This is a genomic window from Ruegeria sp. BF12, from assembly GCF_056538705.1.
Genome location: NZ_JBQFTP010000003.1, coordinates 144493 through 169678 on the forward strand (window position 1 = coordinate 144493; position 25186 = coordinate 169678).

The 25186-nt window shown below is 57.7% G+C and carries 26 protein-coding genes; 13 read left to right on the top strand and 13 right to left on the bottom strand.

Going from position 1 to position 25186, the window contains the following annotated elements; all coding sequences use genetic code 11:
* Window positions 1-6: 6 nt before the first annotated feature.
* The 3 genes from ACR0J0_RS06300 to gloB all read right to left on the bottom strand — a co-directional run bounded on the left by ACR0J0_RS06300 (window position 7) and on the right by gloB (window position 4322).
* Window positions 7-894 carry a YHYH protein gene (locus ACR0J0_RS06300; protein WP_480662165.1) on the bottom strand — a complete coding sequence of 296 codons (888 nt, stop codon included), beginning with the start codon at window positions 892-894 and terminating at the stop codon, window positions 7-9.
* 164 nt (window positions 895-1058) lie between these two features.
* Window positions 1059-3383: an ATP-dependent Clp protease ATP-binding subunit ClpA gene (gene clpA, locus ACR0J0_RS06305; RefSeq protein ID WP_480662167.1), complete on the bottom strand. Its 2325-nt coding sequence runs from the start codon at window positions 3381-3383 to the stop codon at window positions 1059-1061.
* A 171-nt stretch (window positions 3384-3554) separates the two neighbouring features.
* Window positions 3555-4322 carry a hydroxyacylglutathione hydrolase gene (gene gloB, locus ACR0J0_RS06310; protein WP_480662169.1) on the bottom strand — a complete coding sequence of 256 codons (768 nt, stop codon included), beginning with the start codon at window positions 4320-4322 and terminating at the stop codon, window positions 3555-3557.
* Window positions 4323-4383: 61 nt separating this feature from the next.
* On the opposite strand from gloB, the gene ACR0J0_RS06315 reads away from it, so the two are divergent.
* The 7 genes from ACR0J0_RS06315 (at window position 4384) to ACR0J0_RS06345 (ending at window position 10752) form a co-directional block, all read left to right on the top strand.
* A complete protein-coding gene (locus tag ACR0J0_RS06315; protein ID WP_480662171.1) occupies window positions 4384-5118 on the top strand; it encodes a class I SAM-dependent methyltransferase in 735 nt (244 codons plus the stop codon).
* Window positions 5119-5428: 310 nt separating this feature from the next.
* Window positions 5429-5989, top strand: coding sequence for a F0F1 ATP synthase subunit delta (locus ACR0J0_RS06320; RefSeq protein WP_480662173.1), 561 nt, complete (start codon window positions 5429-5431; stop codon window positions 5987-5989).
* Window positions 5990-7528, top strand: coding sequence for a F0F1 ATP synthase subunit alpha (gene atpA, locus ACR0J0_RS06325; RefSeq protein ID WP_480662175.1), 1539 nt, complete (start codon window positions 5990-5992; stop codon window positions 7526-7528).
* A gap of 12 nt (window positions 7529-7540) precedes the next feature.
* Window positions 7541-8416: a F0F1 ATP synthase subunit gamma gene (locus ACR0J0_RS06330; RefSeq protein ID WP_480662177.1), complete on the top strand. Its 876-nt coding sequence runs from the start codon at window positions 7541-7543 to the stop codon at window positions 8414-8416.
* A gap of 18 nt (window positions 8417-8434) precedes the next feature.
* Window positions 8435-9859 (top strand): F0F1 ATP synthase subunit beta, encoded by a 1425-nt coding sequence (gene atpD / locus ACR0J0_RS06335; RefSeq protein WP_480662179.1) that lies wholly within the window; start codon window positions 8435-8437, stop codon window positions 9857-9859.
* Window positions 9860-9871: 12 nt separating this feature from the next.
* Entirely contained in the window at window positions 9872-10282 is a 411-nt protein-coding gene (locus tag ACR0J0_RS06340) for a F0F1 ATP synthase subunit epsilon (protein ID WP_480662180.1), read from the top strand.
* 119 nt (window positions 10283-10401) lie between these two features.
* A complete protein-coding gene (locus ACR0J0_RS06345) occupies window positions 10402-10752 on the top strand; it encodes an H-type lectin domain-containing protein (protein WP_480662181.1) in 351 nt (116 codons plus the stop codon).
* Window positions 10753-11441: 689 nt separating this feature from the next.
* On the opposite strand, the gene rpiB is transcribed toward ACR0J0_RS06345, so the two are convergent.
* On the bottom strand, window positions 11442-11891 hold the full coding sequence (gene rpiB, locus ACR0J0_RS06350; protein ID WP_480662183.1) for a ribose 5-phosphate isomerase B: 450 nt from the start codon (window positions 11889-11891) through the stop codon (window positions 11442-11444).
* A 60-nt stretch (window positions 11892-11951) separates the two neighbouring features.
* Window positions 11952-12971, bottom strand: a complete 1020-nt coding sequence (locus ACR0J0_RS06355; protein ID WP_480662185.1) for a ribose-phosphate pyrophosphokinase — start codon at window positions 12969-12971, stop codon at window positions 11952-11954.
* A gap of 108 nt (window positions 12972-13079) precedes the next feature.
* Here ACR0J0_RS06355 and ACR0J0_RS06360 point away from each other — a divergent pair, with 108 nt between their 5' ends.
* Both ACR0J0_RS06360 and ACR0J0_RS06365 read left to right on the top strand, forming a co-directional pair.
* Window positions 13080-13682, top strand: a complete 603-nt coding sequence (locus ACR0J0_RS06360; RefSeq protein WP_480662186.1) for a DsbA family protein — start codon at window positions 13080-13082, stop codon at window positions 13680-13682.
* Window positions 13679-14500, top strand: a complete 822-nt coding sequence (locus ACR0J0_RS06365) for an alpha/beta fold hydrolase (RefSeq protein ID WP_480662188.1) — start codon at window positions 13679-13681, stop codon at window positions 14498-14500. The genes ACR0J0_RS06360 and ACR0J0_RS06365 overlap by 4 nt, the downstream gene beginning before the upstream one ends.
* A gap of 38 nt (window positions 14501-14538) precedes the next feature.
* Here the strand turns inward: ACR0J0_RS06365 and ACR0J0_RS06370 are convergent, their stop codons facing one another.
* From ACR0J0_RS06370 to ACR0J0_RS06395, 6 genes are all read right to left on the bottom strand, one after another.
* Complete coding sequence (locus tag ACR0J0_RS06370; protein ID WP_480662190.1) at window positions 14539-15573, bottom strand: threonine aldolase family protein; 1035 nt, start codon at window positions 15571-15573, stop codon at window positions 14539-14541.
* Window positions 15573-16046, bottom strand: a complete 474-nt coding sequence (locus ACR0J0_RS06375) for a YcgN family cysteine cluster protein (protein WP_480662192.1) — start codon at window positions 16044-16046, stop codon at window positions 15573-15575. Before ACR0J0_RS06375 ends, ACR0J0_RS06370 begins: the two co-directional genes overlap by 1 nt.
* Window positions 16043-16975: a bifunctional riboflavin kinase/FAD synthetase gene (locus tag ACR0J0_RS06380; protein ID WP_480662193.1), complete on the bottom strand. Its 933-nt coding sequence runs from the start codon at window positions 16973-16975 to the stop codon at window positions 16043-16045. Before ACR0J0_RS06380 ends, ACR0J0_RS06375 begins: the two co-directional genes overlap by 4 nt.
* Window positions 16976-17146: 171 nt before the next feature.
* On the bottom strand, window positions 17147-17590 hold the full coding sequence (locus tag ACR0J0_RS06385; RefSeq protein ID WP_480662195.1) for a MaoC family dehydratase: 444 nt from the start codon (window positions 17588-17590) through the stop codon (window positions 17147-17149).
* A 100-nt stretch (window positions 17591-17690) separates the two neighbouring features.
* A complete protein-coding gene (locus tag ACR0J0_RS06390) occupies window positions 17691-18566 on the bottom strand; it encodes an HAD family hydrolase (protein WP_480662197.1) in 876 nt (291 codons plus the stop codon).
* A gap of 80 nt (window positions 18567-18646) precedes the next feature.
* On the bottom strand, window positions 18647-19573 hold the full coding sequence (locus tag ACR0J0_RS06395) for a GlxA family transcriptional regulator (protein ID WP_480662199.1): 927 nt from the start codon (window positions 19571-19573) through the stop codon (window positions 18647-18649).
* 91 nt (window positions 19574-19664) lie between these two features.
* Between ACR0J0_RS06395 and ACR0J0_RS06400 the strand changes: the two genes are divergently transcribed.
* A complete protein-coding gene (locus tag ACR0J0_RS06400; protein WP_480662201.1) occupies window positions 19665-20075 on the top strand; it encodes a GFA family protein in 411 nt (136 codons plus the stop codon).
* 44 nt (window positions 20076-20119) lie between these two features.
* Here the strand turns inward: ACR0J0_RS06400 and ACR0J0_RS06405 are convergent, their stop codons facing one another.
* Together ACR0J0_RS06405 and ACR0J0_RS06410 are read right to left on the bottom strand one after the other, a co-directional pair.
* Entirely contained in the window at window positions 20120-21040 is a 921-nt protein-coding gene (locus ACR0J0_RS06405; RefSeq protein WP_480662203.1) for a manganese-dependent inorganic pyrophosphatase, read from the bottom strand.
* 108 nt (window positions 21041-21148) lie between these two features.
* A complete protein-coding gene (locus tag ACR0J0_RS06410; RefSeq protein ID WP_480662205.1) occupies window positions 21149-22129 on the bottom strand; it encodes a TraB/GumN family protein in 981 nt (326 codons plus the stop codon).
* 115 nt (window positions 22130-22244) lie between these two features.
* Here ACR0J0_RS06410 and ACR0J0_RS06415 point away from each other — a divergent pair, with 115 nt between their 5' ends.
* The 3 genes from ACR0J0_RS06415 to groL all read left to right on the top strand — a co-directional run bounded on the left by ACR0J0_RS06415 (window position 22245) and on the right by groL (window position 25056).
* A complete protein-coding gene (locus ACR0J0_RS06415) occupies window positions 22245-22919 on the top strand; it encodes a DUF2161 domain-containing phosphodiesterase (protein WP_480662207.1) in 675 nt (224 codons plus the stop codon).
* A 154-nt stretch (window positions 22920-23073) separates the two neighbouring features.
* Window positions 23074-23361: a co-chaperone GroES gene (locus ACR0J0_RS06420; RefSeq protein WP_008757222.1), complete on the top strand. Its 288-nt coding sequence runs from the start codon at window positions 23074-23076 to the stop codon at window positions 23359-23361.
* Window positions 23362-23415: 54 nt separating this feature from the next.
* Complete coding sequence (gene groL, locus ACR0J0_RS06425) at window positions 23416-25056, top strand: chaperonin GroEL (protein WP_480662209.1); 1641 nt, start codon at window positions 23416-23418, stop codon at window positions 25054-25056.
* Window positions 25057-25186: the final 130 nt, after the last annotated feature.

The window sequence follows — 25186 nt, forward strand, 5'->3', positions numbered from 1 at the left end:
TTCTGGTCAGCGCCGCCCGAACCGAAAGCTGTCGTCTGGCGTACCGGCAAAGCAGCGCGGCACGACGGGATAAGTCTCGGTCAGGAAATAGGCGTATGTGCCTGAGGGGTATTCTGGCGATACCGTGAAGGCCCCATTGCACGCGTCCAGATTTCCGGCGCCAGCGACATACACGTAGTCTTCATTGAACGTTCCGTCGTGCTTTCCGTCAGGTGCGCTGCCGCCGGGGCGATTGCCGCTCTTCAAACGATAGGATGACGTCATTTGCGTCACAGTCCCATTCACGACACCAGTCATTGCGTAAATCGGGAAACCGTCTGCCGCATAGCCGATCAGCGGCGAATGACGGTTTGGCGCATAATCCAACAGTTCGACCAAACCTGTGGGAATGCCGTGGTAATGGTATTTCCCGTTGGGTTGCACATGGGCATAGTTTTCGTCGAGCCCCAGAGCGACTGCGCCACCCAGCGCATTGTACGACCAGCCCGAGCGAGGGTTCCCCTGCCAAAACTCGGCGGCCAGCGGGTCAAACACGACCCCGTTCAACGACACGCCAAAATTCCACCCCAGATCAAGCGGCGAGATAGACCCATTGCGTTTAGGGTTGGCAGGTATCTTCAGATTGACCTTTTGCTCGGAAATCTGGTGGGGATTCCCCCGGTTTGGGAACTTGCCTACCAGGTGATCCGGAATGCCATTGGCCGAGACACGCAAATTGGTTCGGGACTCCTTTACCTCCGAGCGGCTGATCCCGGGGTCGACCGTTGCCGGTTGCAAGGCCAGCGGTCTGGTTTCCGTTTCATCGTGATAGCGAAACCTTTGCTGAGCGGTCGCTATGGCGGCAACGGTGGTAAGGGCGAATGCAACGCTCCAAACGGTTATGATTTTGGTCATGAAAATCCCCTGTGCGGTTCGACTATAAAATTGACACGCGCTGTGCTTGGGATTCCGTCGAAAAAACCATCAGTGGATGGCAACCTGTGTTGGTCGTTGCACAAATGGAAATCGCCCGGTTGATGGGTCAACCGGGCGATCAGATTAGGCAATCAGTACGCGGATCAGTCCGCTGTCAAAAGCGGGGGCTTGTCGCCCGGAATGCGCGGCTGATCGGGGCCAAGAATCTCCAGGTTCAATTCGCCCTTCTTGACGGACACGCGGACCACACCGCCTTTGGCCAACTTGCCGAACAGCAGTTCTTCGGCCAGAGGTTTCTTTATGTGCTCCTGAATGACACGGCCCAGCGGACGCGCACCCATCTTGTCGTCATAGCCTTTGTCCGCCAGCCATTCAGCGGCCTTGGGCGTCAGGTCGATGGTCACGTTGCGATCCAGCAATTGTGCTTCAAGCTGCAGCACGAACTTTTCGACCACCTGTAGGATGACCTCTTTCGGCAGCGGCGCGAACGAGATCACGGCATCCAGGCGATTGCGGAACTCCGGCGTGAACATCCGTTCGATCGCGGCGGTATCCTCGCCCTCGCGACGGTCACGGCCAAAGCCGATGGCGGCTTTGGCTTGTTCCTGCGCGCCTGCGTTCGAGGTCATGATCAGAACCACGTTGCGGAAGTTCACCGTGCGGCCGTTATGATCGGTCAACTCACCGTGGTCCATCACCTGCAACAGAATGTTGAAAACGTCCGGGTGAGCTTTTTCGATCTCGTCCAGCAGCAGCACGCAATGCGGGTGCTGATCGACACCGTCGGTCAGAAGACCGCCCTGATCAAAGCCGACATAGCCCGGGGGCGCGCCGATCAGACGGGAAACTGCGTGCTTTTCCATGTATTCCGACATGTCAAAGCGTAGCAGTTCCACACCCAGCGTATCTGCCAGCTGTTTCGCAACTTCGGTCTTACCCACACCGGTCGGACCGGCGAACAGGTAGTTGCCGATGGGCTTCTCAGGCTCACGCAGTCCGGCACGGGCCAGTTTGATCGCGCTGGACAGCGCTTCAATGGCCTCGTCCTGTCCAAACACCACCCGTTTCAGCGAGGCTTCGAGGTCTTTCAGTACCTCGGCATCGTCCTTGGTGACGTTCTTGGGCGGAATGCGCGCGATCTTGGCGACGACCGCCTCGATCTCTTTAACGCCGATGGTCTTACGGCGCTTGCTTTCCGCGACCAGATGCTGTGCGGCACCGGCCTCATCAATCACGTCGATGGCCTTGTCGGGCAGCTTGCGGTCATTGATATAGCGCGCCGAAAGCTCAACAGCGGTCTTGATCGCATCCGCAGTGTATTTGATCTCGTGGTGCTTTTCGAAATAGGGCTTCAGGCCGCGCAGGATCTTTACACTGTCCTCGACCGAAGGTTCGTTCACGTCGATCTTCTGGAACCGGCGGCTGAGCGCGCGGTCCTTCTCAAAATGCTGACGGAATTCCTTGTATGTGGTCGAGCCCATGGTGCGCAGCTTGCCGCCTTGTAGGGCAGGTTTCAGCAGGTTCGACGCATCCATCGCGCCACCCGAAGTGGCACCAGCACCGATGACGGTGTGGATTTCGTCGATGAACAACACCGCGTCGGGGTGATCTTCCAACTCGGTCACGACTGCCTTCAGGCGTTCCTCAAAGTCACCGCGGTAGCGAGTGCCCGCAAGCAGAGCCCCCATATCCAGAGAATAGATAGTGGTGTGGGACAGTACTTCAGGGGCTTCCCCACCGACGATTTTATGTGCCAGTCCCTCGGCAATGGCGGTTTTGCCTACGCCCGGATCACCCACCAGCAGCGGGTTGTTCTTGCGGCGACGGCAGAGAACCTGAATGCAGCGCTCAACCTCGTCGGCGCGACCGATCAGCGGATCGACATCGCCTGCGCGGGACTTGGCGTTCAGATCAATACAGTACTTACCCAGCGCGCTTTCTTTCTGCTCGCCTTCACCTGCGCTCGCCTGAACTTCTTCCTCGACCTGATCCGCGCCGGAAACCGAGCGGTTCTCGCCATAGGCCGGATCCTTGGCCACGCCATGCGCGATGAAGTTCACCGCGTCGTAACGGGTCATGTCCTGCTCCTGCAGGAAATAGGCCGCGTTACTTTCGCGTTCGGCAAAGATTGCAACCAGTACATTGGCCCCTGTCACTTCGGTGCGGCCAGAGCTTTGGACGTGAATAGCCGCGCGTTGAATGACGCGCTGGAAAGCGGCCGTTGGCACGGCTTCGGAGCCGTCGATATCTGTCACCAGGTTCGACAGATCTTCGTCGATGAATTCGACCAGCGTGCTGCGCAGTTCATCCAGATCAACGCTGCAGGCTTTCATGACGCGAATGGCGTCGGGTTCTTCCAGCAGCGCCAGCAGCAGATGCTCAAGCGTAGCAAATTCGTGGCGCCGTTCATTCGCAGCCGCCAGGGCCGCGTGAATGGCTTGTTCTAATGTGCTCGAGAATGAAGGCACGCGGGTGCTCCTCTGTCTTGGGTCGAAAGGGGCAGCCTTTGGCCGGCACCCCATCCAACCATGTCCTCATACTATTAGAGTTTGGTTGATCGTGGCGCGGCTTCAAGGGTTTTCTTTCACTTGACAGTCACATTTCACGTGACCGTGGCCGTGAAGAAGGCGATTTAGGCACTAGAAGCGGTCTTTTCTAGCCCGAATTTCCGCAAAAACTTGTGCAGGGTCGGCATTCGGCATCCCCAGATGCGCCTGAATCGCCGGATCGTTGGCGCGTAAAAACGGGTTTGTTGCTTTTTCCAAGGCCAGACTCGACGGTACGGTGGGCTCTCCGGCGGCGCGTGCACGGTCAATATCCGCCATGCGCTGCTTCAATGCCTTGTTGTCGGGATCGACGGTAATGGCAAACTTTGCATTGGATTGTGTATATTCGTGTCCCGAGCATACCATAGTTTCATCCGGCAACACAGCCAGTTTGCTGAGCGAGGTCCACATCTGCGGTGCCGTTCCCTCGAACAGGCGGCCACAACCCAACGCCATGAGACTGTCGGCGGTAAAGACGACCGCGCTTTCCGGCATATAGTAAGCGACATGTCCGACGGTATGGCCGGATACGTCCATCACGTGCACAGGCTCGCCGCCGATTTTGAATGTGTCTCCATCGCTGACCTGCCGATCCAGCGGGGGCAGGCGGTGCGCGTCCGCTGCGGCACCGATCACCTTGGCCGGTTGTTTTTCCAGAATACCGGCCGACCCGTCGACGTGGTCCCAATGGTGATGAGTCAGCAGGACATGAGATAGGGTCCATCCGCGCTTGTCCAGTTCGGCCAGAATGGGCTCGGCCTCGGGCGCGTCGATCAGTGCGGTGTTGCCGCTAACGGCATCATGCGCCAGAAAGGCGTAGTTGTCGCTGAGACAAGGAATGGTAACGATCTCAAGAGGCATGGCCTTTTGCCCTTTCGTTGCTAGACTGCGCCCAGCTAAGCCGATTGACCGGGTGTCCGCAATGCATCTTGATGTGCAGGATCTGAGGAATTTCTATTATCGCAGTACCCTGGGCCGCGCGGCGCAGGCGGCGATCCGTGGACGATTGCTCCAACAGTGGCCCGAGGCGAAGGGGCAAACCGTTGTGGGTTTCGGATTCGCGGTGCCGTTGCTGCGCCCCTATCTGCCCGATGCACGGCGCGTCATTGGCCTGATGCCGGGTCCGCAAGGTGTTATGCCGTGGCCGGCCGGCATGGCCAATGTGTCCGTTCTGACCGAGGAAACACTGTGGCCTATCGAAACCGGTCATGTTGACAAGCTGATTGTCATGCACGGGCTGGAGACGTCGCAACGGCCCAGTCAGTTGCTGGATGAATGCTGGCGCGTACTGGGGCCGGGTGGTCGCGCGTTCTTTATCGTTCCGAACCGGGCAGGGCTGTGGTCACGAACGGACAAGACCCCTTTTGGCTTCGGTCGGCCCTATTCGGCTTCGCAACTGGAGAGTCAGCTCAAGGCGCATCACTTTATTCCGGAGCGCCATTGTTCGGCGCTCTACCTGCCGCCGTCCTTCCGTCGTTTTTGGCTGAAATCGGGCAGTCTGATCGAAAAGACCGGGCAGCGTTTGCCGACGATCATGGCGGGCGGGGTGCTGATGGTCGAGGTCACCAAACATATCAGGCCCCCCAGCGGCAATGTCACAAAAGACGCGGAGCGCCGGCCGATCAAGGCGCTGGATGGTCTGCTGAAACCGGCCTGAGACGTCAGGCCCTTTTCCCGCATCAAATTGCGAAAATTGAGGGAAAAAGGCCACAGGAATCGCAAAAACCTACACTTTCGTAACATTTTTCGCCCGTCTCAGCCGGATAAAAGGGTCGCACCTGTCTTAAGTGGCTGAAATTAAACGTTTTGTGGATAAAGTGTTTACCGTGATAATATATTGCTAGCTGGGTTCTGCTCTGCTACATCCCCGGTGATTTTGATCCCCGCCCTTTATGGACGGGGTTTCCTCACGCCCCGGGTAGCGGCCGCTACGCGAAATCGGGGCCTCAAATATCGGAAGGGTGGACGTGTCCGAACCAGCTTCGATTTCCACTGGCATTGCCGAGCGCTATGCCACAGCGATCTTTGAGATCGCCAAAGAGAATAATGACCTCTCAGGTCTGGAATCCGGCATCAACGATCTGGCGGCAGCTCTGGGCGAAAGCGCCGACTTGCGCAACCTGATCGCATCACCGCTGGTTTCCCGCGCGGAACAAGAAGCCGCAATTACCGCAGTTGCCGACAAGATGGGGCTGCACACCATCCTGCGCAACACGCTGGGTCTGATGGCTGAAAAACGTCGCCTGTTCGTGATCCCGCAGCTTGTGCAGGTTCTGCGCGACATGCTGGCAGATGAGCGTGGCGAAGTGACCGCCGATGTCGCCTCGGCCAAGGCGCTGACCAAGACGCAAATGGATAAACTGTCCAAGACGCTGTCCGAGCGTGTGGGCAAGACCGTGACAATCAATGCGACCGTTGATGAAAGCCTCATCGGCGGTCTTGTCGTTAAAGTGGGCTCGAAAATGATCGATAGCTCGATCCGTTCGAAGCTGAACTCCCTACAAAATGCAATGAAAGAGGTCGGATAAATGGGAATCCAAGCTGCAGAGATTTCTGCAATCCTGAAGGACCAGATCAAGAATTTTGGTCAGGAAGCCGAAGTGGCCGAAATCGGCCGCGTGCTGAGCGTCGGTGACGGGATTGCCCGTGTATACGGCCTGGACAATGTGCAAGCCGGTGAGATGGTCGAATTCCCTGGCGGCATCATGGGAATGGCGCTGAACCTGGAAAGCGACAACGTTGGTGTCGTTATCTTCGGTTCTGACCGTGACATTAAAGAAGGTGACACGGTCAAGCGCACCAACTCAATCGTGGACGTTCCGATCGGTGACGAACTGCTGGGCCGCGTTGTTGACGGTCTGGGTAACCCGATTGACGGCAAGGGTCCGATCAACGCAACCAAGCGTGGCGTTGCAGACGTAAAAGCCCCTGGCATCATCCCGCGTAAATCGGTGCACGAGCCGATGGCGACCGGTCTGAAATCGGTTGACGCGATGATCCCGATCGGCCGTGGCCAGCGGGAACTGATCATTGGTGACCGCCAGACCGGTAAAACCGCTGTGGCTCTGGACACCATCCTGAACCAGAAAACCTACAACGACGCGGCAGGCGACGACGAGTCGAAGAAACTGTACTGCGTTTACGTTGCGGTCGGTCAGAAGCGTTCGACCGTTGCACAGCTGGTGAAGAAGCTGGAAGAGTCCGGCGCGATTGACTACTCGATCGTTGTGGCCGCAACCGCGTCCGACCCGGCGCCGATGCAGTTCCTGGCACCTTATGCCGCAACCGCGATGGCCGAATACTTCCGTGACAATGGCCGCCACGCGCTGATCATCTATGATGACCTGTCGAAACAGGCTGTGTCCTATCGTCAGATGTCCCTGCTTCTGCGCCGTCCGCCCGGACGTGAAGCCTATCCTGGTGACGTTTTCTACCTCCACTCCCGTCTGCTGGAACGTTCGGCGAAGCTGAACGAAGATTTCGGTGCAGGCTCGCTGACCGCTCTGCCGGTTATCGAAACTCAAGGTGGTGACGTTTCGGCGTTTATTCCGACCAACGTGATCTCGATCACCGACGGTCAGATCTTCCTTGAAACCGAACTATTCTATCAGGGTATCCGGCCTGCCGTGAACACCGGTCTGTCGGTTTCGCGTGTGGGCTCTTCGGCTCAGACCAACGCGATGAAGTCGGTTGCTGGTCCGGTTAAGCTGGAGCTGGCTCAGTACCGCGAAATGGCGGCCTTTGCGCAGTTTGGTTCGGACCTCGACGCCGCAACCCAGCAGCTGCTGAACCGTGGCGCACGTCTGACCGAGCTGATGAAACAGCCGCAGTACTCGCCGCTGACCAACGCTGAAATCGTTTGCGTCATCTTCGCCGGCACCAACGGCTATCTCGACAAGATCGACGTATCTGACGTTGGCCGCTATGAGGCTGGCCTGCTGTCGCACCTGCGCGGTAAGCACGCTGAACTGCTGAAGTGGATCACCGACGAAGATCCGAAGATCAAAGGTGACGCAGCAGACAAACTCAAGGCAGCGATCGACGAATACGCCGCGACCTTCGCGTAAGAGGAGGTTCCGATGCCTAGTCTGAAGGACCTTAAAAACAGGATCGAGTCGGTCAAATCGACCCGCAAGATCACCAAGGCCATGCAGATGGTCGCGGCTGCAAAACTGCGCCGCGCCCAGGAATCTGCCGAAGCCTCGCGCCCATATGCCGAACGGTTCAATGCCGTGATGGCGGGGCTGGCGGCGTCGGTCGGGGGCAGCGACAGCGCCCCCAAGCTGCTCCGTGGTACGGGCAGTGATGATGTCCATCTGCTGGTTGTGTTGACAGCTGAACGCGGCCTGTGCGGCGGCTTCAACTCGAACATCGCCAAACTGGCCCGCCAAAAGGCGGAAGAGCTGCGCCTGAAGGGCAAGACAGTCAAAGTTCTGACCGTCGGCAAAAAAGGCCGCGACGCGCTCAAGCGTGATTTTGGCGAGCTGTTCGTTGGACATATCGACCTGAGCGAGGTCAAGCGTCTGGGTTATACCAACGCGCAAGACATCGCGAAGGACATCCTGTCCCGCTTCGACGGGGGTGAGTTCGACGTTGCCACGATCTTCTACTCGAAGTTCGTCAACGTTGTGACCCAGATCCCGACGGCACAGCAGGTCATCCCCGCCTCGTTCGAGGAAACCGAGGGTGACGACAGCGGTGCCATTTTCGACTACGAGCCCAGCGAAGAGGCCATCCTGGCCGACCTGCTGCCCAAGGGGGTTGCGACCGCGATCTTCTCGGCTCTGCTCGAAAACGGAGCGTCTGAACAGGGTGCACGGATGTCCGCGATGGACAACGCGACACGCAACGCGGGTGAGATGATCGACAAGCTGACGATCCAGTTCAACCGCTCGCGTCAGGCCGTGATCACCAACGAGCTGATTGAAATTATTTCCGGCGCCGAAGCGCTGTAAGAAAACCGGAGACGAAACATGGCGAATGCAAAAGGCAAAGTCACACAGATCATCGGGGCCGTCGTGGACGTGCACTTCGAAGATCAGCTGCCTGAAATTCTGAACGCGCTGGAAACCACCAACAACGGCAAGCGCCTGGTATTGGAAGTTGCTCAGCACCTGGGTGAAAACACTGTCCGCACCATCGCGATGGACGCGACCGAAGGTCTGGTCCGTGGCGAAGAAGTGACCGACATGGGCGCGCCGATCTCGGTTCCGGTTGGCAACGCCACTCTGGGCCGCATCCTGAACGTTGTTGGCGACCCCATTGACGAAAAGGGCCCGGTTGAGGCAACCGAATCCCGCGCAATCCACCAGCCTGCGCCGACCTTCGCAGAACAGTCGACCGAGTCGGAAGTTCTGGTCACAGGCATCAAGGTTGTTGACCTGCTGGCCCCTTACGCCAAAGGCGGTAAGATCGGCCTGTTCGGCGGTGCCGGCGTTGGTAAAACCGTTCTGATCATGGAACTGATCAACAACATCGCAAAAGTGCACTCGGGCTTCTCGGTGTTTGCGGGCGTTGGTGAACGGACCCGTGAGGGCAACGACCTTTATCACGAGATGATCGAATCGAACGTGATCAAGCCGGACAACCTGTCGGAATCGCAGGTGGCGCTGGTTTACGGCCAGATGAACGAACCTCCGGGAGCACGTGCGCGTGTTGCTCTGACCGGTCTGACCCTGGCCGAGCAGTTCCGCGACCAGTCCGGTACCGACGTTCTGTTCTTCGTCGACAACATCTTCCGCTTCACGCAGGCGGGCTCCGAGGTTTCGGCTCTGCTGGGTCGTATTCCGTCAGCTGTGGGCTATCAGCCGACACTGGCCACCGACATGGGCGCCCTGCAGGAACGCATCACCTCGACCAAGTCGGGCTCGATCACCTCGGTTCAGGCGATCTACGTGCCTGCGGACGACCTTACCGACCCTGCGCCGGCAACCTCGTTCGCTCACTTGGATGCGACCACCGTTCTTAACCGTGCGATCTCGGAAAAGGGTATCTACCCTGCGGTTGACCCGCTCGACTCGACCTCGCGTCTGCTTGACCCGGCCATCGTCGGTGAAGAGCACTACAAGGTTGCGACCGACGTTCAGCAGATCCTCCAGCGCTACAAGTCGCTGCAGGACATCATCGCCATCCTCGGCATGGACGAACTGTCGGAAGAGGACAAACTGACCGTGGCCCGTGCCCGTAAGATCGAACGCTTCATGTCGCAGCCGTTCGACGTGGCCCAGGTCTTTACCGGTTCGCCGGGCGTTCAGGTACCTCTGGATGTGACCATCGCGTCGTTCAAAGCGGTTGTCGCCGGCGAATACGATCACCTGCCCGAAGCAGCCTTCCTGATGGTTGGCGGCATCGACGAAGTGATCGCCAAAGCGGAAAAGATGGCCGCAGAAGCCGCCTAAGGAGTATCCCTGATGGCAAACACGATGCAATTCGACCTCGTCAGCCCCGAGAGGAGCCTAGCTTCGCTCGCGGTTACCGCGGTCCAGATTCCCGGCGCGGACGGGGACATGACGGCAATGCCCGATCATGCCCCTACCATCACCACGCTGCGCCCCGGTCTGCTGAAGGTTGAGGCACCCGAAGGAGCCAGCGAATACCTGGTCACCGGCGGGTTTGCCCAGATCAACGGTGATAGCCTGTCGGTTCTGGCCGAAAAGGCCATTCCGGTTGCCGAAGTGACCCGGTCGCATCTGGACGACCTGATTGCCGAGGCCCGCGCTTCGCACGAAGCGGCGAAGAACGGCGACGATCAGACCATCGTCGACGACGCCGCCAAGCTGCTGGCCGACATGGAAGCCCTTGGAACGCACATGAGCCTGTAAGGCCAGTCGCGTTCGATTGATCAAGAAAAACGGCCCCGTAGATGCGGGGCCGTTTTTTTGTAGTGTTTTTATCGAAATACCGGGTTAACCTCTGGGGGTTCATTGATAAAGTCGAATGAATGAAGACATTTAGAACCCACCCGATTGGTATAGACCAAGGCGAGGCCGTATTATTTTCCGAGTTCGCTGATGGTGGCGAAATGTGGACGGGTGAAGGTCCGCGCCAGCGCCGGTCGGCTATCATGTTCAGCCAACCGTTCCGGTCGATTCCCGTGGTTCAGATTGGCGTTTCGCTGTGGGACGTGGACACCTCGTCGGCCCTGCGTGCCGAGGTGGCAGCCGAAGACATCACACCCGAAGGTTTTAGCGCGGTGTTCCGAACTTGGTCGGACACACGGATCGCCAGAATACGTGTCACGTGGACCGCGATTGGCGAAGTTGCGCATGAGGATGATTGGGATATTTCTTAGTAATCGGGGCCAATCGGACGGCGAATTCTATGTTTCCCTTTGCTCGTCGTTACTGCAAAACGGAATAGAAGTACTCCATTAATTGCGCGGGCAATCCTGTAAAAAGGACTATCGAAAAAGTCGCCGACGCGCCGATTGCAAAATACACCGGAACTCGGCCTAGCGCATATCCACGCAGAAATACGCCAACGAGTCCGATGAGTATCGAAGATACAAGCAAAAAATCGAAATCACTAAAGCACTCTGAAAGACCTCAAACGCGGTCTCAGTTGCAACTCTTGTAGCTATCACCCCTGATAATAAGCTAACGCATGCACCAACACCGAGTATGAGGCCGAAAACCGAGCTTAGCGTCTGCGCCTTGCCCGATGCTCTTAGGATTTGGCGTTGATGCGCCGAATGCGATCATGAAAATTAGCGTTCGACATAAGGCGAGTTCTTTAAGTTTCGAAATCGATTATAACTTGCCGCGAAAAGGTGGTGACAATTGGTCAGCAGGCAGGGCACAAGAAAAAAATGCTTAGCCCGCACAGTTGCAGAATCTTGTTGAAATCGGGTGTATGAATTGGACAGGTGGCTAGCCTCAAGCACCTGCCCAACTCATTGGAACCTGGGCGAAATGTATTTGCGTCTGGGGTTTGACCGTCGACGAATTCGGTGTCGATTTGGCAGGTTTTGGGGTAGAAACCCTAACCGTCTTGTCCTTCAATCATATCCACCCGCGTCGCGTGACGGCCCCCCTCGAATTCGGCGCTAAGGAATGCGTCCACGATATCCAGAGCCTGACCTTCACCCACGACTCGGGCGCCAATCGATAGCATGTTGGCGTTGTTATGCGCGCGGATCATGCGGGCCGAGAAAGCGTCAGAACACACGCCACAGCGAATGCCCGGAACCTTGTTGGCCGCCATCATGATCCCTTGGCCCGTGCCGCACAGGACGATGCCAAGTTGGCAATCGCCCGAAGCTACAGCCTGCGCTGCGGCTTTGCCGTGAACTGGATAATGGGTGCTTTCAGGCGTTTTGGGACCGATGTCTACGACCTCCCAGCCTTGCGCTGCGATGTGATCGGCGACCGCCTGGCGCAACTCGATGGCTGCGTGGTCGCTGGAAAGAACAATACGTTTTGAAGTTGTCACGAGAATGTCCTGCCTTGTTATGTTGACGAAAATGGGCGGCCGTTAAGCCGCCCAACTCGGTCAGTCCATGTGATACATCGACTCGTAGATCGGTATCAGCGTCTTATCCTCAAACAGCGAAGACACGCTCGTTCCGTTCCAGATGTTCAGAATGGCCTGCGTAAAAATCGGTGCGGTTGGTACGATGCGAATGTTTTTGGCATTGGCGACTTCTTTGGTTGGCTGGATCGTGTCGGTCAGGACCAGCGACTTCATCACCGAGTTGGTCACACGCTCAACCGCAGGACCGCTCATCACACCGTGGGTGATATACGAGTGCACTTCCTTAGCGCCGTTATCCAAAAGAACCTGAGCCGCTTTACACAGCGTGCCGGCGGTGTCGCACATGTCGTCCACGATTAGGCAGATCTTGTCTTTGACGTCGCCGATAACGGTCATCTCGGCAACTTCACCCGCCTTTTCGCGGCGCTTGTCCACGATCGAAAGGGGCGCGTTGATGCGCTTGGCCAATTCACGTGCGCGGGCCACGCCGCCCACGTCGGGCGATACGACCATGAGCTCGTCCAGGTTGTCCTGGAATTGGTGTTTCACATCCAGCGCAAAAATCGGCGATGCATAGAGGTTGTCGACCGGCATGTCGAAGAAACCCTGGATTTGCGCTGCGTGCAGGTCCATGGTCAGGATCCGCTCGATCCCGGCGCCGGTCAGCATGTTGGCCACCAGCTTGGCGCTGATCGGTGTGCGAGCCTTGGTGCGGCGATCCTGACGGGCGTAACCGAAATAGGGGATCACGGCGGTGATCCGCTGGGCCGACGAACGGCGCAGAGCGTCAGCGATGATCAGCAGCTCCATCAGGTTGTCGTTCGCTGGGTTCGACGTTGGCTGGACGATGAACATGTCCTCGCCGCGTACGTTTTCGAACACTTCGACGAAGATCTCGCCGTCATTGAAGCGTTCGACCCGCGCATCGACCAAGTTCTGATCGACGCCGCGATACAGGCTCATGCGTCGCGAAATGGATTCGGCAAGAGGAAGATTAGCGTTCCCAGCGATTAGCTTGGGTTCGTTGAGTGTCGGCATCGGCTGAGGTCCCCGGGCAGCAATGGCAAATGTGACAGATTCGTGATGTTGACACCGCTTAGCATGGCCTTACCGTCTCGCAAAGATAACGCAGCGGAGAAAGTGCACATGGCCAACATTGACTACTATTTTGCGACACTCTCGCCCTATACCTATCTGGCGGGTATGCGACTGGAGGAGATCGCGGCGAAACACGGTGCAACGATCAACTACAAACCGCTGGATATCGTGGCGCTGTTCGGACGTACGGGGGGAACTCCACCCAAGGATCGCCACATCTCACGCATAGAATATCGCGCGCAGGAACTACAGCGTCAGTCAAAGAACCTCGGGATGGCGTTCAATCTGCAGCCGGCGCATTGGCCGACCAACGCGGCACCATCGTCCTACGCGATCATTGCTGCGATCAAGGACGGTACGGGCGATGTTGGCAAACTGGCCCACTCCTTCGTGCGGGCCTGCTGGGCCGAGGAAAAGGACATCGCGCAAGACGATGTGATCCGCGATTGCTTGACCCAAGCGGGCTTTGATCCGGGGCTTGCCGATAGTGGCTTGCTCGTCGGGGCCGAAACCTACGCAGCCAATCTTGAAGAGGCCGTGGATCGCGGCGTTTTTGGCGCGCCGTTCTATATCACTGAAGACGATCAGCGGTTCTGGGGACAGGATCGGTTGGAGGATCTGGACCAGCACCTCACGGAATTGAAAGGGTGAAAGACGAACCCTTGTCAAACGACGTGTTCGTCAGAACGCTGGGGCAGGGCGCGCGCGAGGTGCTTGCTCTGCACTGCACCATCGCGCATTCCGGGGCGTGGTCTGGGCTGGCGTCAGCGTTGGGCGGGCAAGCGACTTTGATCGCCCCCGATATGCCATCCCATGGCCGAAGCCCTGACTGGGACGGGCAAGGCGATTTGTTTGACCTCGTGGCGGGGGCGTCGGCGGCGCAATTGACCAAGCCGATGGACATTATCGGGCACTCTTTTGGCGCTGTGGTCGCCTTGCACTTAGCGGTCCTATTCCCGGAACTGGTCCGCAGCGCCGTGCTGATCGAGCCTGTGTTTTTTGCCGTTGCGGCCCAGGATGCGCCGGAAGTGATTCAGCAGCATGATGGGGAAGTAAGACCCGTTACCGATGCGTTTGCTGCCGGGGATATGGCGCTGGCGGCCAGACTGTTCAACCGGATGTGGGGCGCAGATGCCGGTCCGCGCTGGCCCGATCTGCCTGAGAAAACACGAGCGGCCATGACCCGCGGGGTTCACGTTGTTCCGGCCGTTGATGACGTTCTGTTTCGGGACCAAAAGGGGGTTTTGAACGCTGGCGTTCTGGATCGGGCCAATATGCCGATCCTGATTGTGACTGGGGCTGAAACGCACCCGGTTGTGCCTGCAATTGGCGAAGGTCTTTGCCGACGGCTTCCCAACGCCCGAACTGAAGTTGTGTCAGGCGGTGGGCACATGGTGCCAATCACGCATCCCCAGCATGTGGCTAGCGTCGTCCAGCGGTTCTGGAGTGGTGTGCCTCAGTCGTTTTGATGCAATGAGTTTTGGGGGGATATCCCCCCGATTGCTTATCAAAGCAACGCCAGGAACCGATCAATATCGTTTGAACTGATCGACCAGTCACAGACCAAGCGGCAGGCCAGAATTTCATTGTCATCTGTGCCGTCCAATTCCGCACCCCAAAGGTGATAGACCGCGCCCGCCTCGTGCAGTTGCTTATGCCGTGCGCGGGAAAATTGCGCAAAGATCATGTTGGCTTGCGGTTCGTGCAGAAAGGTAGCCCCCTTTGCGCGTAGCCCATCGGCAAGATGCGCGCAGTTAGCATTGGCCATTCTCGCCAATTGTAGCCACAGGTCGTCATTCAGATACGCATCCATCTGGGCCGACAAATAGCGGTGCTTTGAAAACAGATGCGCACCGCGCTTGCGGCGTAGCTCGAATTCCCAGGCTTTGGATTCGTCAAAGAAAACGACGGCTTCGACACCCATCAATCCGTTCTTTGTGCCGCCAAAGCTGACTGCGTCGACCCCTACCTTCCATGTCATCTCGGCTGGTGAACAGTTCAGCGCCACCAGAGCGTTGGTGAAACGCGCGCCGTCCAGATGCACAGGCAGGCCGTACTCCTTGGCGACCCCGCACAGCGCCTGCAATTCGGCCAGCGAATAGACTGACCCCCGTTCCGTCACTTGCGTGATCGAGACCGGCCCGCGTTGGGGACCGTGCACGCCGCGCGTTTCTTCGGCTAGAATAGAGCGGCGCAGGGCCTCGGGGTCCATCTTGTCGCCGCCTGGCACCAGCGTCAGCTTGGCGCCTGTGTAGAATTCCGGCGCGTTGCATTCATCCTCGTGGATGTGGGCCACGGGCGAGCAAAACACCGTTTCCCACGGCTGGGCGAGCGTTGCTAATGCAAGCGAGTTCGCCGCCGTGCCGGTGGCCACCAGATACACTGCGGCACCCGGCGCTTCGAAAATCCCACGAATGCGATCCCGGACTTCGTTCATCAGAGTGTCCGCGCCATAGGCCATCTGATAGCCCTGATTGGCTTCGTTCAAAGCGGCCATAACCTGCGGATGAACTGGCCCGGAATTGTCAGAAGCGAAATACATCAGCTGGGCTCCTCAATAATATAGTCTTCCCACTCTTCCATGGGCGTTTCGAACTCGGACACCGTGCGCCCCTGAACCGAGACACCAGCGTCGTGCACGCTGTCCGGCGTACCTGATATCAAAGGATGCCAGTCGTAAAGAGGTTTGCCTTCCCACAAAAGCCGATAGGCACAGGTCTGCGGCAGCCAATAGGCGTGATCGTCGATGTTTTCGGGCTTCATCACGATACATTCCGGCACGAACTGGTGGCGGATGTCATATTGCGTGCAGCGGCAGCTTTCATCATCCAGCAGACGGCAAGCAACGCAGGTCAGAGCGACCTCGCCGGTATCCTCGTCCTCAAGCTTGTTCAGACAGCACTTGCCGCAGCCGTCGCACAGTGCTTCCCACTCGCGCTGATTCATCTTGGTCAAGGGTTTGCGTTCCCAGAACCGGGGCGACAGCCCACCGCGATCAATCGGGTCGGTGCTCATAGTGCGGCCAGAAGGGTGCGGGCTTTGTCGCAATCGGCATTCATCTGGGTGACCAACTCGTCCAGCCCGTCAAACGTCATTTCGGGGCGCAGATACTCGACCAGTCCGACAGAAAGCGTCGACCCGTAAAGGTCACCCGAGAAATCAAACAGGAAGGTCTCGATGTTGGGGACTTCGCCGTTGAACATCGGCCGCGTCCCGACCGAGGACGCGCCGCAATAGCTACCCTGGTGGGGCCCATCCAATACATCAACCAGCACGGCATAAACACCGAACTTTGGCGGGTGAAGTCCTTCGATGGACATGTTGGCGGTTGGGAAACCCAGTTCACGCCCGCGTTGTTCGCCGCCGATCACTTCGCCTTCGACTCGGTGCCAATGGCCCAGCATTGCAGCGGCGTCGCGGGGGCGGCCATCGGACAGTGCCTTGCGGATCGCGGTTGAGGAAACGACGTCATCAGAGCGTTCCATCAGCGGCGCTATGGTGACGCCAAAACCCATTTCCTGCCCGAAGCGAGCCATGTCTTCGGCGGTGCCACTGCGCCCCTTGCCGAAACAAAAGTCCGCGCCGACCACTACATGTGACAGGCCAAGCCCGTCGCAGATGACATTGCGGGCAAATTCTTCGGGCGTCAGGCCGGCAAGGGCGGCATTGAACGGCAATTCGTACAGCTTTTGCACGCCCAGTTTTTCCAACCGGTGCGCACGTGCGTTTCCGCGCATAAGACGAAAAGGTGGGGCGTCGGGTGCAAAATACTCGCGCGGATGCGGTTCGAAGGTCAGAACGCCAAGCGGTGCATCCGGCGCCACGCTTTTCGCTAGCTCAATCACTGACCGATGGCCGACGTGAACGCCATCAAAGTTGCCGATTGCCACACTGGCGCCTCGGTGTTCTGGCTCGACAAACTGGAAATCCCGGATGATCTGCATAGAGCTTGCCTAGCGGGACTGGAGACCGGGTTCAAGCATCTGATTGGCACAATGGCTCGCTTCAGCAGCAAGAGGTATCAATCCACACCAGAACGATGGGCATTCGAAGGTCGCAATACAAAAAAGGCGCCGTTTTCCGGCGCCCTTCGAATGCGTTGTGGTGCCGTTGCCTCAGTCGAATTTGCGCGACGGGGCCAAAACCATGGCTTCACCCACCAGCACCTTTTTGCCATCGACCGCGCAATGGCAGTCCAGTTTCACACGGCGCTTGGCAAAGTCGATGTCGATGACCTTGACCTCGGCATAGACCATGTCGCCGGGACGCACCGGGGCCAGAAACTTGAGCGACTGGCCCATATAGACTGTGCCGTGGCCCGGAAGTTGCTCACCGATAACGGCCGAGATCAGACCCGCCGTCAGCATGCCGTGGGCAATGCGCCCCTCAAAGATAGTGTCGCGGGCATAGTCGTCGTCCAGATGCACAGGATTCCGGTCCGTTGAGACCTGCGCGAACATCTCGATATCTTCGTCCGTCACCATTTTGCGCAGGTGGCGGGTCATGCCCATTTCGATGTCTTCAATACAGATCGTGCCGCGTGGAAGATTATCCAACATGTCGCCCTCACTCGAGTTCAGTGGGCAACAAAACAACGCAAGTCGCCCCCGTTGGGCAACTTTATTACTTCGCAACTGCAGAAAATCAAGTCTTTTTTGACTATCTCAAACGGCCGATCGTGTAGGTCGGGTTTATCTTTTCCCTTGCAATATAATCACTTAGAGATTCGTGGTGCGGATGGTGCTCAGTTTTTGTTTCCGCTGCGGCCAGACCACCCGAGATAAACAAAGAATCAATCCCTTCACCCATACCGCCCAGAATGTCCGTGTGGGGGCCATCACCGATCACGAGAATGTCGCCATCCGGGATATCATGACCGAGTTCCTGCAGCCTGCGCCGCGCCAGATCATAGATCGGCGGGTGGGGTTTTCCGAAGTACAGGCTCTCGCCGCCCATTTCGGTATACAGCTTGGCCAGCGCCCCGGCGCACCACTCGCGCACCTCGCCCCGGTCCACGACAATGTCCGGGTTGGCGCACAGCAACTTCATGCCTTTTTGCTTGGCGTACAGGAAATCGGGGCGGTTGACAGCGGGGTCTGCCATCGGATCAAACGGCCCGCAGCATACGATACCCTCGGCCTCGTCTAGCGGGACGCGTTCGATGTGGATCGGGTGGTGCAATAGTTTCAGGGGTTCAAAGAAACCCGCATCGCGCTCCCATTCGCCCATGAAAAAGACTTTTTCTCCGACCGCACCACGGAACATGGCGGACCGTGCCGAGTCACCGCTGGTGGCGATAGTGTCATAAGCGTCAGAAGGGACGTTAAATTGCCCAAGTTGTTCAGCCACGCCCGCCCTAGGTTTGGGCGAGTTGGTGACCAGCACAACAATACCGCCTTGTTCCCGGTACTTCTGCAGGGCCGCAACCGCTTCGGGGTACGCAGTGATGCCGTTGTGGACGCATCCCCACAGGTCAACAAACAGCGCCTTATAGCGGTCTGAAATCTCGGAGAGTGTGTGGATGATCTGTGTCATTGCGCGGTGGTCCGATTGTTGCCTGCGTCAAGTGCTGTATGCCGCATGACAAAGTAGAAGGCCATTGAAATCAAAACGTGTCACTTGCGAAAGCTCTCCAATGTCTGGCCTGTGCGTTTGCGCATGGCCCGACGCAGTACGGTTGCATCCGCGTAACCGACCCGAGCCGCGATTTCATCATGGTTCAACGCACTGGTGCGGGCCAATCGAATTGCTTCCGTGACACGAACGGTTTGAATGAAGGTGGAGGGTGTCATCGCCGCTGCACGCGACAAGCGGCGCGCAAATGTTCTGGTTCCCAGCCCCGCAGAGCTTGCCAGATCCGCAAGAGTAACTTGATGAACGATATTCCGACGCAGATGTAATTCTGCCTTTTGCAGGGCCGGATCGCCGGCAATCATCGCCGCAACGGACATGTAAGGTAGCTGGCTTGGTCGACTGTCGGCCATCAGGAACCGACGGCAATCCTCGGCGACTGCAAATCCGGCAAAATGTTCGATCAAGAATAGCATCAGGTCAATCTGGGAGAAGGCAGCCCCGGCCGTGACCACATTGCCGTCGTGCAGAACAATCTCACTGGATATAGGTCGTGCTGAAGGGAACATGTTTTGAAGTGCTGGGATCAGCCACCAAGACGTTGTCACCTTGCGGCTATCCAACAGTCCCGCCGCGCCAAGGGCAAAACAAGCAGAACACGCTCCAGATACGACCGTCGGTGCGCCCTTGAGTTCCGTCAAAACGGTGACAAGTCGTTTAAACGCCTCTGTTTTCATGGCCGCCTGCAACTCTCGTTCGGTTGTCAGTCCAAGCCCCGGCAAAATTACCAAATCGGGTTTCTTTTCGCCTGGCCAACAACGGTCAGGCGTCAACGTCGTAAAGGTGAAGGCATCACCCCTTCCGTGCAAACGGGATACTCTGTTCGCCGCGTCCAATGTTTCGCTGGCAATGAAAAGGCTCGATTTCTGGCACGGGTCGGGGTGCAATATGATGGTCTTTATGGGTGGCATTTGTCAAAAATGGCATGTTTAATGTCAGACGTGACACTGCAATTTCTCATTCGACTTGTCCATTGTTTTGCCAACAATCAGGAGAAAACGAATGAAACTGGAAGGTGGTTGCTTTTGTGGTGCGTTGAGATACGAGGCCGAAGGGAAGCCGATATTCAAAGGGCAGTGCCATTGCCGGGCCTGTCAGCACGTGTCCGGCGGTGCCCCAAATCTGTTCATGTTGATGCCGCGAGAGGGATTCCGATACACATCAGGTGAACCCAAAACATATATACGTCCTGATCGTGCCAATCCGGTCACGCGAGAGTTTTGTGCAGATTGCGGAACGCATGTGGCAACGCACAGGCCGGGTCTGGACCCGGTTATTGTCAAAATTGGTACACTGGATGATCCTGCAGTATTTCGGGGGCCAAAGGCCGCATTGTTTGTTGCGGAAAAGCAGGAGTTCCACGTGATCCCAGAAGGCATGCCAAGCTTTGAGGCCATGCCGCCGATGGCATAAGAAAAGGCGCCCAATAGGGCGCCTTGTTCCATCGATCTTTCGGATCAAACCTTGAGGTTTGGGATAATCTGTTTTTTCCGGCTCATGATGCCGGGCAGGACGACGGCGTCGCCGTCAACTGTTGCACCAAAGCTCTTTTCGGCAACACCTTTGACCAGATCGTTGGGTACCAGCAGGGTGGCTTCTTCGTTCAGGATGTCGACCACAAAGAGCAGGACCTGATCGACGCCGTCTTCCTTGGCTACGTCGACCATCGAGTTCGCCAGGCTGGCCTTGCGGTCCAGCACAACGCCCGGTGCGGTGGTTTCCAGAACCGAAACACGGAATTTAGTGCCGTCGACCTCGTATTCTTTGCTGTCCATACGGATCAGTTCGGCGTCCGAGAACGAGGATACGTCGGATTTCGCCGCGAACATGTCAGCGGCATAGGCCGGGATATCCAGACCCAGATCGGCTGCCAGCTTCTCGGCCACGGCGCGATCGTGTGCTGTGGTCGTGGGCGAGCGGAATTCCAGCGTGTCCGACAGGATACAGGTCAGTGCTGCGCCCTTAATGGCCTCGGGCATCTTGGCGGTGTCATCGCCGATCAGGTCCATCATGATGGTCGCCGTGCAGGCCAGCGGGCGCACGGTGATGTCAATCGGGCCCTTGGTTTCCAGGCCACCGACCAGTTTGTGGTGGTCGATGATGGCACGAATGTCCGCGCTGTTGATGCTGGCGGGCAGCTCGGCCGGGTTGTTTGTGTCCACGATGACGACAGGGGCATCCGTTTCGACATCTTCGATGATGCGCGGCTTGGGCAGGTCCCAGCGTTGCAGCAGGAACGCCGCTTCGGTGTTGGGCTCGCCCAGCAGAACGGGCTCGGCCTGTTCGCCTTTGATTTCATTTAGGTACCAGGACCACAGGATCGGTGAGCCTGTGGAATCGGTGTCGGGGGATTTGTGGCCAAATACGAGCGTTGTCATGTCAGCGTCCTGAGGATGATCATTTTGCGCGCCTTATAGGGCGGTCCGCGGGGGTTGTCACCCGGCAGTAAATACGCTGCGACGGTTGGTCTGACTTTGGCTGAAAGATCAGAACGGAGCGCGCGACAGGGAATACCCTGCCTGCTGCAACTGGTTCAGCAACCCGTGTGTATCCCCCAGGTGCCCGGCACCGACAGCGATCACGACGGTCTGATCCTGAATGTCCAGAATGTGCTGCATCCAGTTGTTGTTGCGCTCGACCAGCAGTTGCTGCTCGAAGCCGGTCCATTCCTCGTCGAAAACGTCCGGAGAAAGGCCAGACTCTTCCAGCCCCTGCAAACGGGCAAGCTGGATGATTTCGACGTGCTTTTCCTCCAGATAGGCATTTACCATCGTGGCTAGTTGATCCTCGCTGCCGCCTAACGCACCGGCCATCCGCACAAGAGACTGGACCTGCTCTTCGATGGGGTGGCTGTCGAACATGGCCATCAAATCGGCAATCTGTTCCAGCGAGTATTGAGGGGTGCCAAATTCGATTGCCAGATCGTTCAGGCGTGCATCCATCCCATGGTTCGCGTCAGGGTCATGCATCATGCAAGGCGGGATACCCAGCATCATGCTCAGAAACCAGGGCCGCATCTTGGCCGCCATCCATCCGGGGATACCCCGGTCGGCCAGCCCGCTGGATAGGGCGGCCCAGTCATCCTCGGACATCAGATCGATAAGAGACGGGCCCGAAGTGATCATCACGGGGCTCATATCTACAGCCAGGTCCTTTTCGAACGCGTCCATCTCGTCCTGTGTGACCTCAAAGAAAAACGCGTCAGCCTGTTTCAGCGTCGGCATCAGGCCTTCCACCACGGCGTCCATCCGCGGGTCATTGGTGTGCAGCGTCCCGATCAGGTGCAATACCGTTTCGCCCTTGGTTGCGATCCAGTGGTTGCCTTCGGGAAACGGGATGCCCGCCACCGCCTGATGCAGTTCAGCCCGTTCCTCGGCCGTCAGATCCGGTCGAAGGTCGCGCCCTTCGCACGCGGCCTGAACCGAAACGGGCAGCAGAAGACAAATCAGTAGTGCAATCAGGCGCATCAAGATTATCCCGGAACCATAAGTGTTGTCGCGACATTGCCTTGGTCCAGCTACCTGTTCAACCCGCTCACAGGTGATGTCTGGCGTTCGCGGCAAATTTGCATAGCATGGCAGGATGAACCGCGAGCAGGATTTATACCCTCCGATCAAGGCGCTGCTAGAGCGTCAGGGATACACCGTCAAAGGCGAAGTCGGCGCAGCCGATATCGTTGCTTTTCGCGATGGCGGTGAACCGGTGATTGTTGAGTTGAAGCTGCGGTTCTCACTTGCGCTGTTTCATCAGGCCGTCACGCGGCTCAAGGTGACCGACCTGGTCTATATCGGCGTGTGCAAGCCAAAGGGTCGAACCGCGCGGCGCGCGCTGAAGGATAATTTGGCGCTGTGCCGCAGGCTTGGCCTTGGGCTGATCACCGTGCGAAGTGATGGTGCGGTCGAAGTCCAATGTGACCCCGGACCCTATGCGCCACGCAAGAACAAGGCAAAAGCCGCGAGGCTGCTGCGCGAATTCGACCGGTTGCAGGGCGACCCCAATGCCGGAGGGGCCACCCGGCATGGGATTGTGACGGCCTATCGTCAGGATGCCCTGAAATGTGCTGCCCATCTGGCTGAATGCGGAGCCACCAAGGGATCAGAGGTTGCCAAGGCGACTGGTGTGTCCGGGGCTACGCGTTTGATGCGGGACAATCACTACGGTTGGTTTGAGAAGGTTGAAAAGGGCGTCTATTGCCTGACCGGCACCGGGCAGGAAGGCTTGAAACACTGGGCTTATAGCTGGGAAGAGATCAGCTGAGCCCCGCTGTAAAAAAAAATCCATCACAGCTTGTTGACTCGGGGTTTCTGACCCCCTAGCTATTCGTCGTTATCACTCTCTACCCTTGAGTGCTAACGCCTCGCCAGATGGCGAGGGGAGGATAAACAAACTTTGAGCCCAAGGAGCTGCAAAGATGGCATTGAAACCGCTTCATGACCGCGTGCTGGTTCGCCGTACCGAAAGCGACGAAAAAACCGCTGGTGGTCTGATCATTCCCGATAGCGCAAAAGAAAAGCCCAGCGAAGGCGAAGTCGTCGCAACTGGCGAAGGCGCACGCAAGGACAGCGGCGAACTGATCGCAATGGCTGTAAAAGCTGGCGACAAGATCCTGTTCGGCAAATGGTCGGGCACCGAGGTCAACGTCGGCGGCGAAGAGCTGCTGATGATGAAAGAAAGCGACATCATGGGGATCATCGAGTAGGCCCGCGCGCTTCTCTGATCTTCTTTCCAATACATTTTCTCAAGGAGAAACGACATGGCTGCAAAGGACGTCAAGTTCGACACCGATGCCCGCAACCGTATGCTGAAGGGTGTCAACATCCTGGCTGACGCGGTTAAAGTGACCCTGGGCCCCAAAGGCCGCAACGTGGTTCTGGACAAATCCTTCGGCGCGCCGCGCATCACCAAAGACGGTGTTTCGGTTGCCAAGGAAATCGAACTGGAAGACAAGTTCGAAAACATGGGCGCGCAGATGGTGAAAGAAGTCGCCAGCCGCACCAATGACGAAGCAGGCGACGGTACCACCACCGCAACCGTTCTGGCACAGGCCATCGTCAAAGAAGGTCTGAAGCAGGTTGCAGCGGGCCTGAACCCGATGGACCTGAAGCGCGGCATCGACCTGGCAACTGCCAAGGTTGTTGAAGGCATCAAGTCGGCTTCGCGCGAAGTCAAAGACTCGGCAGAAGTTGCTCAGGTTGGCACCATTTCGGCCAACGGCGAAGCCGAAATTGGCCAGCAGATCGCAGACGCGATGCAGAAGGTTGGCAACGAAGGCGTCATCACCGTCGAAGAAAACAAAGGTCTGGAAACCGAGACAGATGTTGTCGAAGGTATGCAGTTCGACCGTGGCTACCTGTCGCCTTACTTCGTCACCAACGCAGACAAGATGATCGCAGAGCTCGACGACTGCATGATCCTGCTGCACGAAAAGAAACTGTCCTCGCTGCAGCCGATGGTTCCGCTGCTCGAGCAGGTGATCCAGTCGCAAAAGCCGCTGCTGATCATTGCCGAGGATGTTGAAGGCGAAGCGCTGGCAACTCTGGTTGTCAACAAACTGCGCGGCGGCCTGAAAATTGCTGCTGTCAAAGCACCGGGCTTCGGTGATCGCCGCAAAGCCATGCTGCAGGACATCGCGATCCTGACCGGTGGTCAGGTCATCTCGGAAGATCTGGGCATGAAGCTCGAGTCCGTCACCATGGACATGCTGGGCACCGCCAAGAAAATCGAAATCACCAAAGACGAAACCACCATCGTCGACGGTGCTGGCGAGAAAGCCGAGATCGAAGCACGTGTTGCTCAGATCCGCACTCAGATCGAAGAAACCTCGTCGGACTACGACCGTGAGAAACTGCAAGAGCGCGTTGCCAAACTGGCAGGCGGTGTTGCCGTTATCCGCGTCGGCGGCATGACCGAAGTTGAAGTGAAAGAGCGTAAGGACCGTGTGGACGATGCTCTGAACGCAACTCGCGCTGCTGTTCAGGAAGGCGTTGTTGTCGGCGGTGGTGTTGCCCTGGTTCAGGCCGGTAAAGCACTGGAAGATCTGAAGGGTGCAAACGCTGATCAGGACGCAGGCATCAACATCGTTCGTAAGGCAATCGAAGCGCCGCTGCGCCAGATCGCTGAGAACGCAGGTGTCGACGGTGCGGTTGTTGCTGGCAAAGTCCGTGAATCCGCTGACGCAGCATTCGGCTTTAACGCACAGACCGAAGAGTATGGCGACATGTTCTCGTTCGGCGTGATCGACCCGGCCAAAGTTGTCCGTACCGCTCTGGAAGATGCGGCATCGGTTGCTGGCCTGCTGGTCACCACCGAAGCGATGGTTGCCGACAAGCCGCAGAAAGACGCACCTGCCGCTGGCGGCATGCCCGACATGGGCGGCATGGGCGGCATGATGTAAGAACGGCGAATTTCCGTCAGGAAATTCTGCTGATACCGACAGGCGCTTGGCCGCCAGGCCAGGCTGCCGAAAGGGAAAGCCCCAACACAGTTCAGCGGGGTCGCCTTCAGGCGGCCCCGTTTTTTGTGTT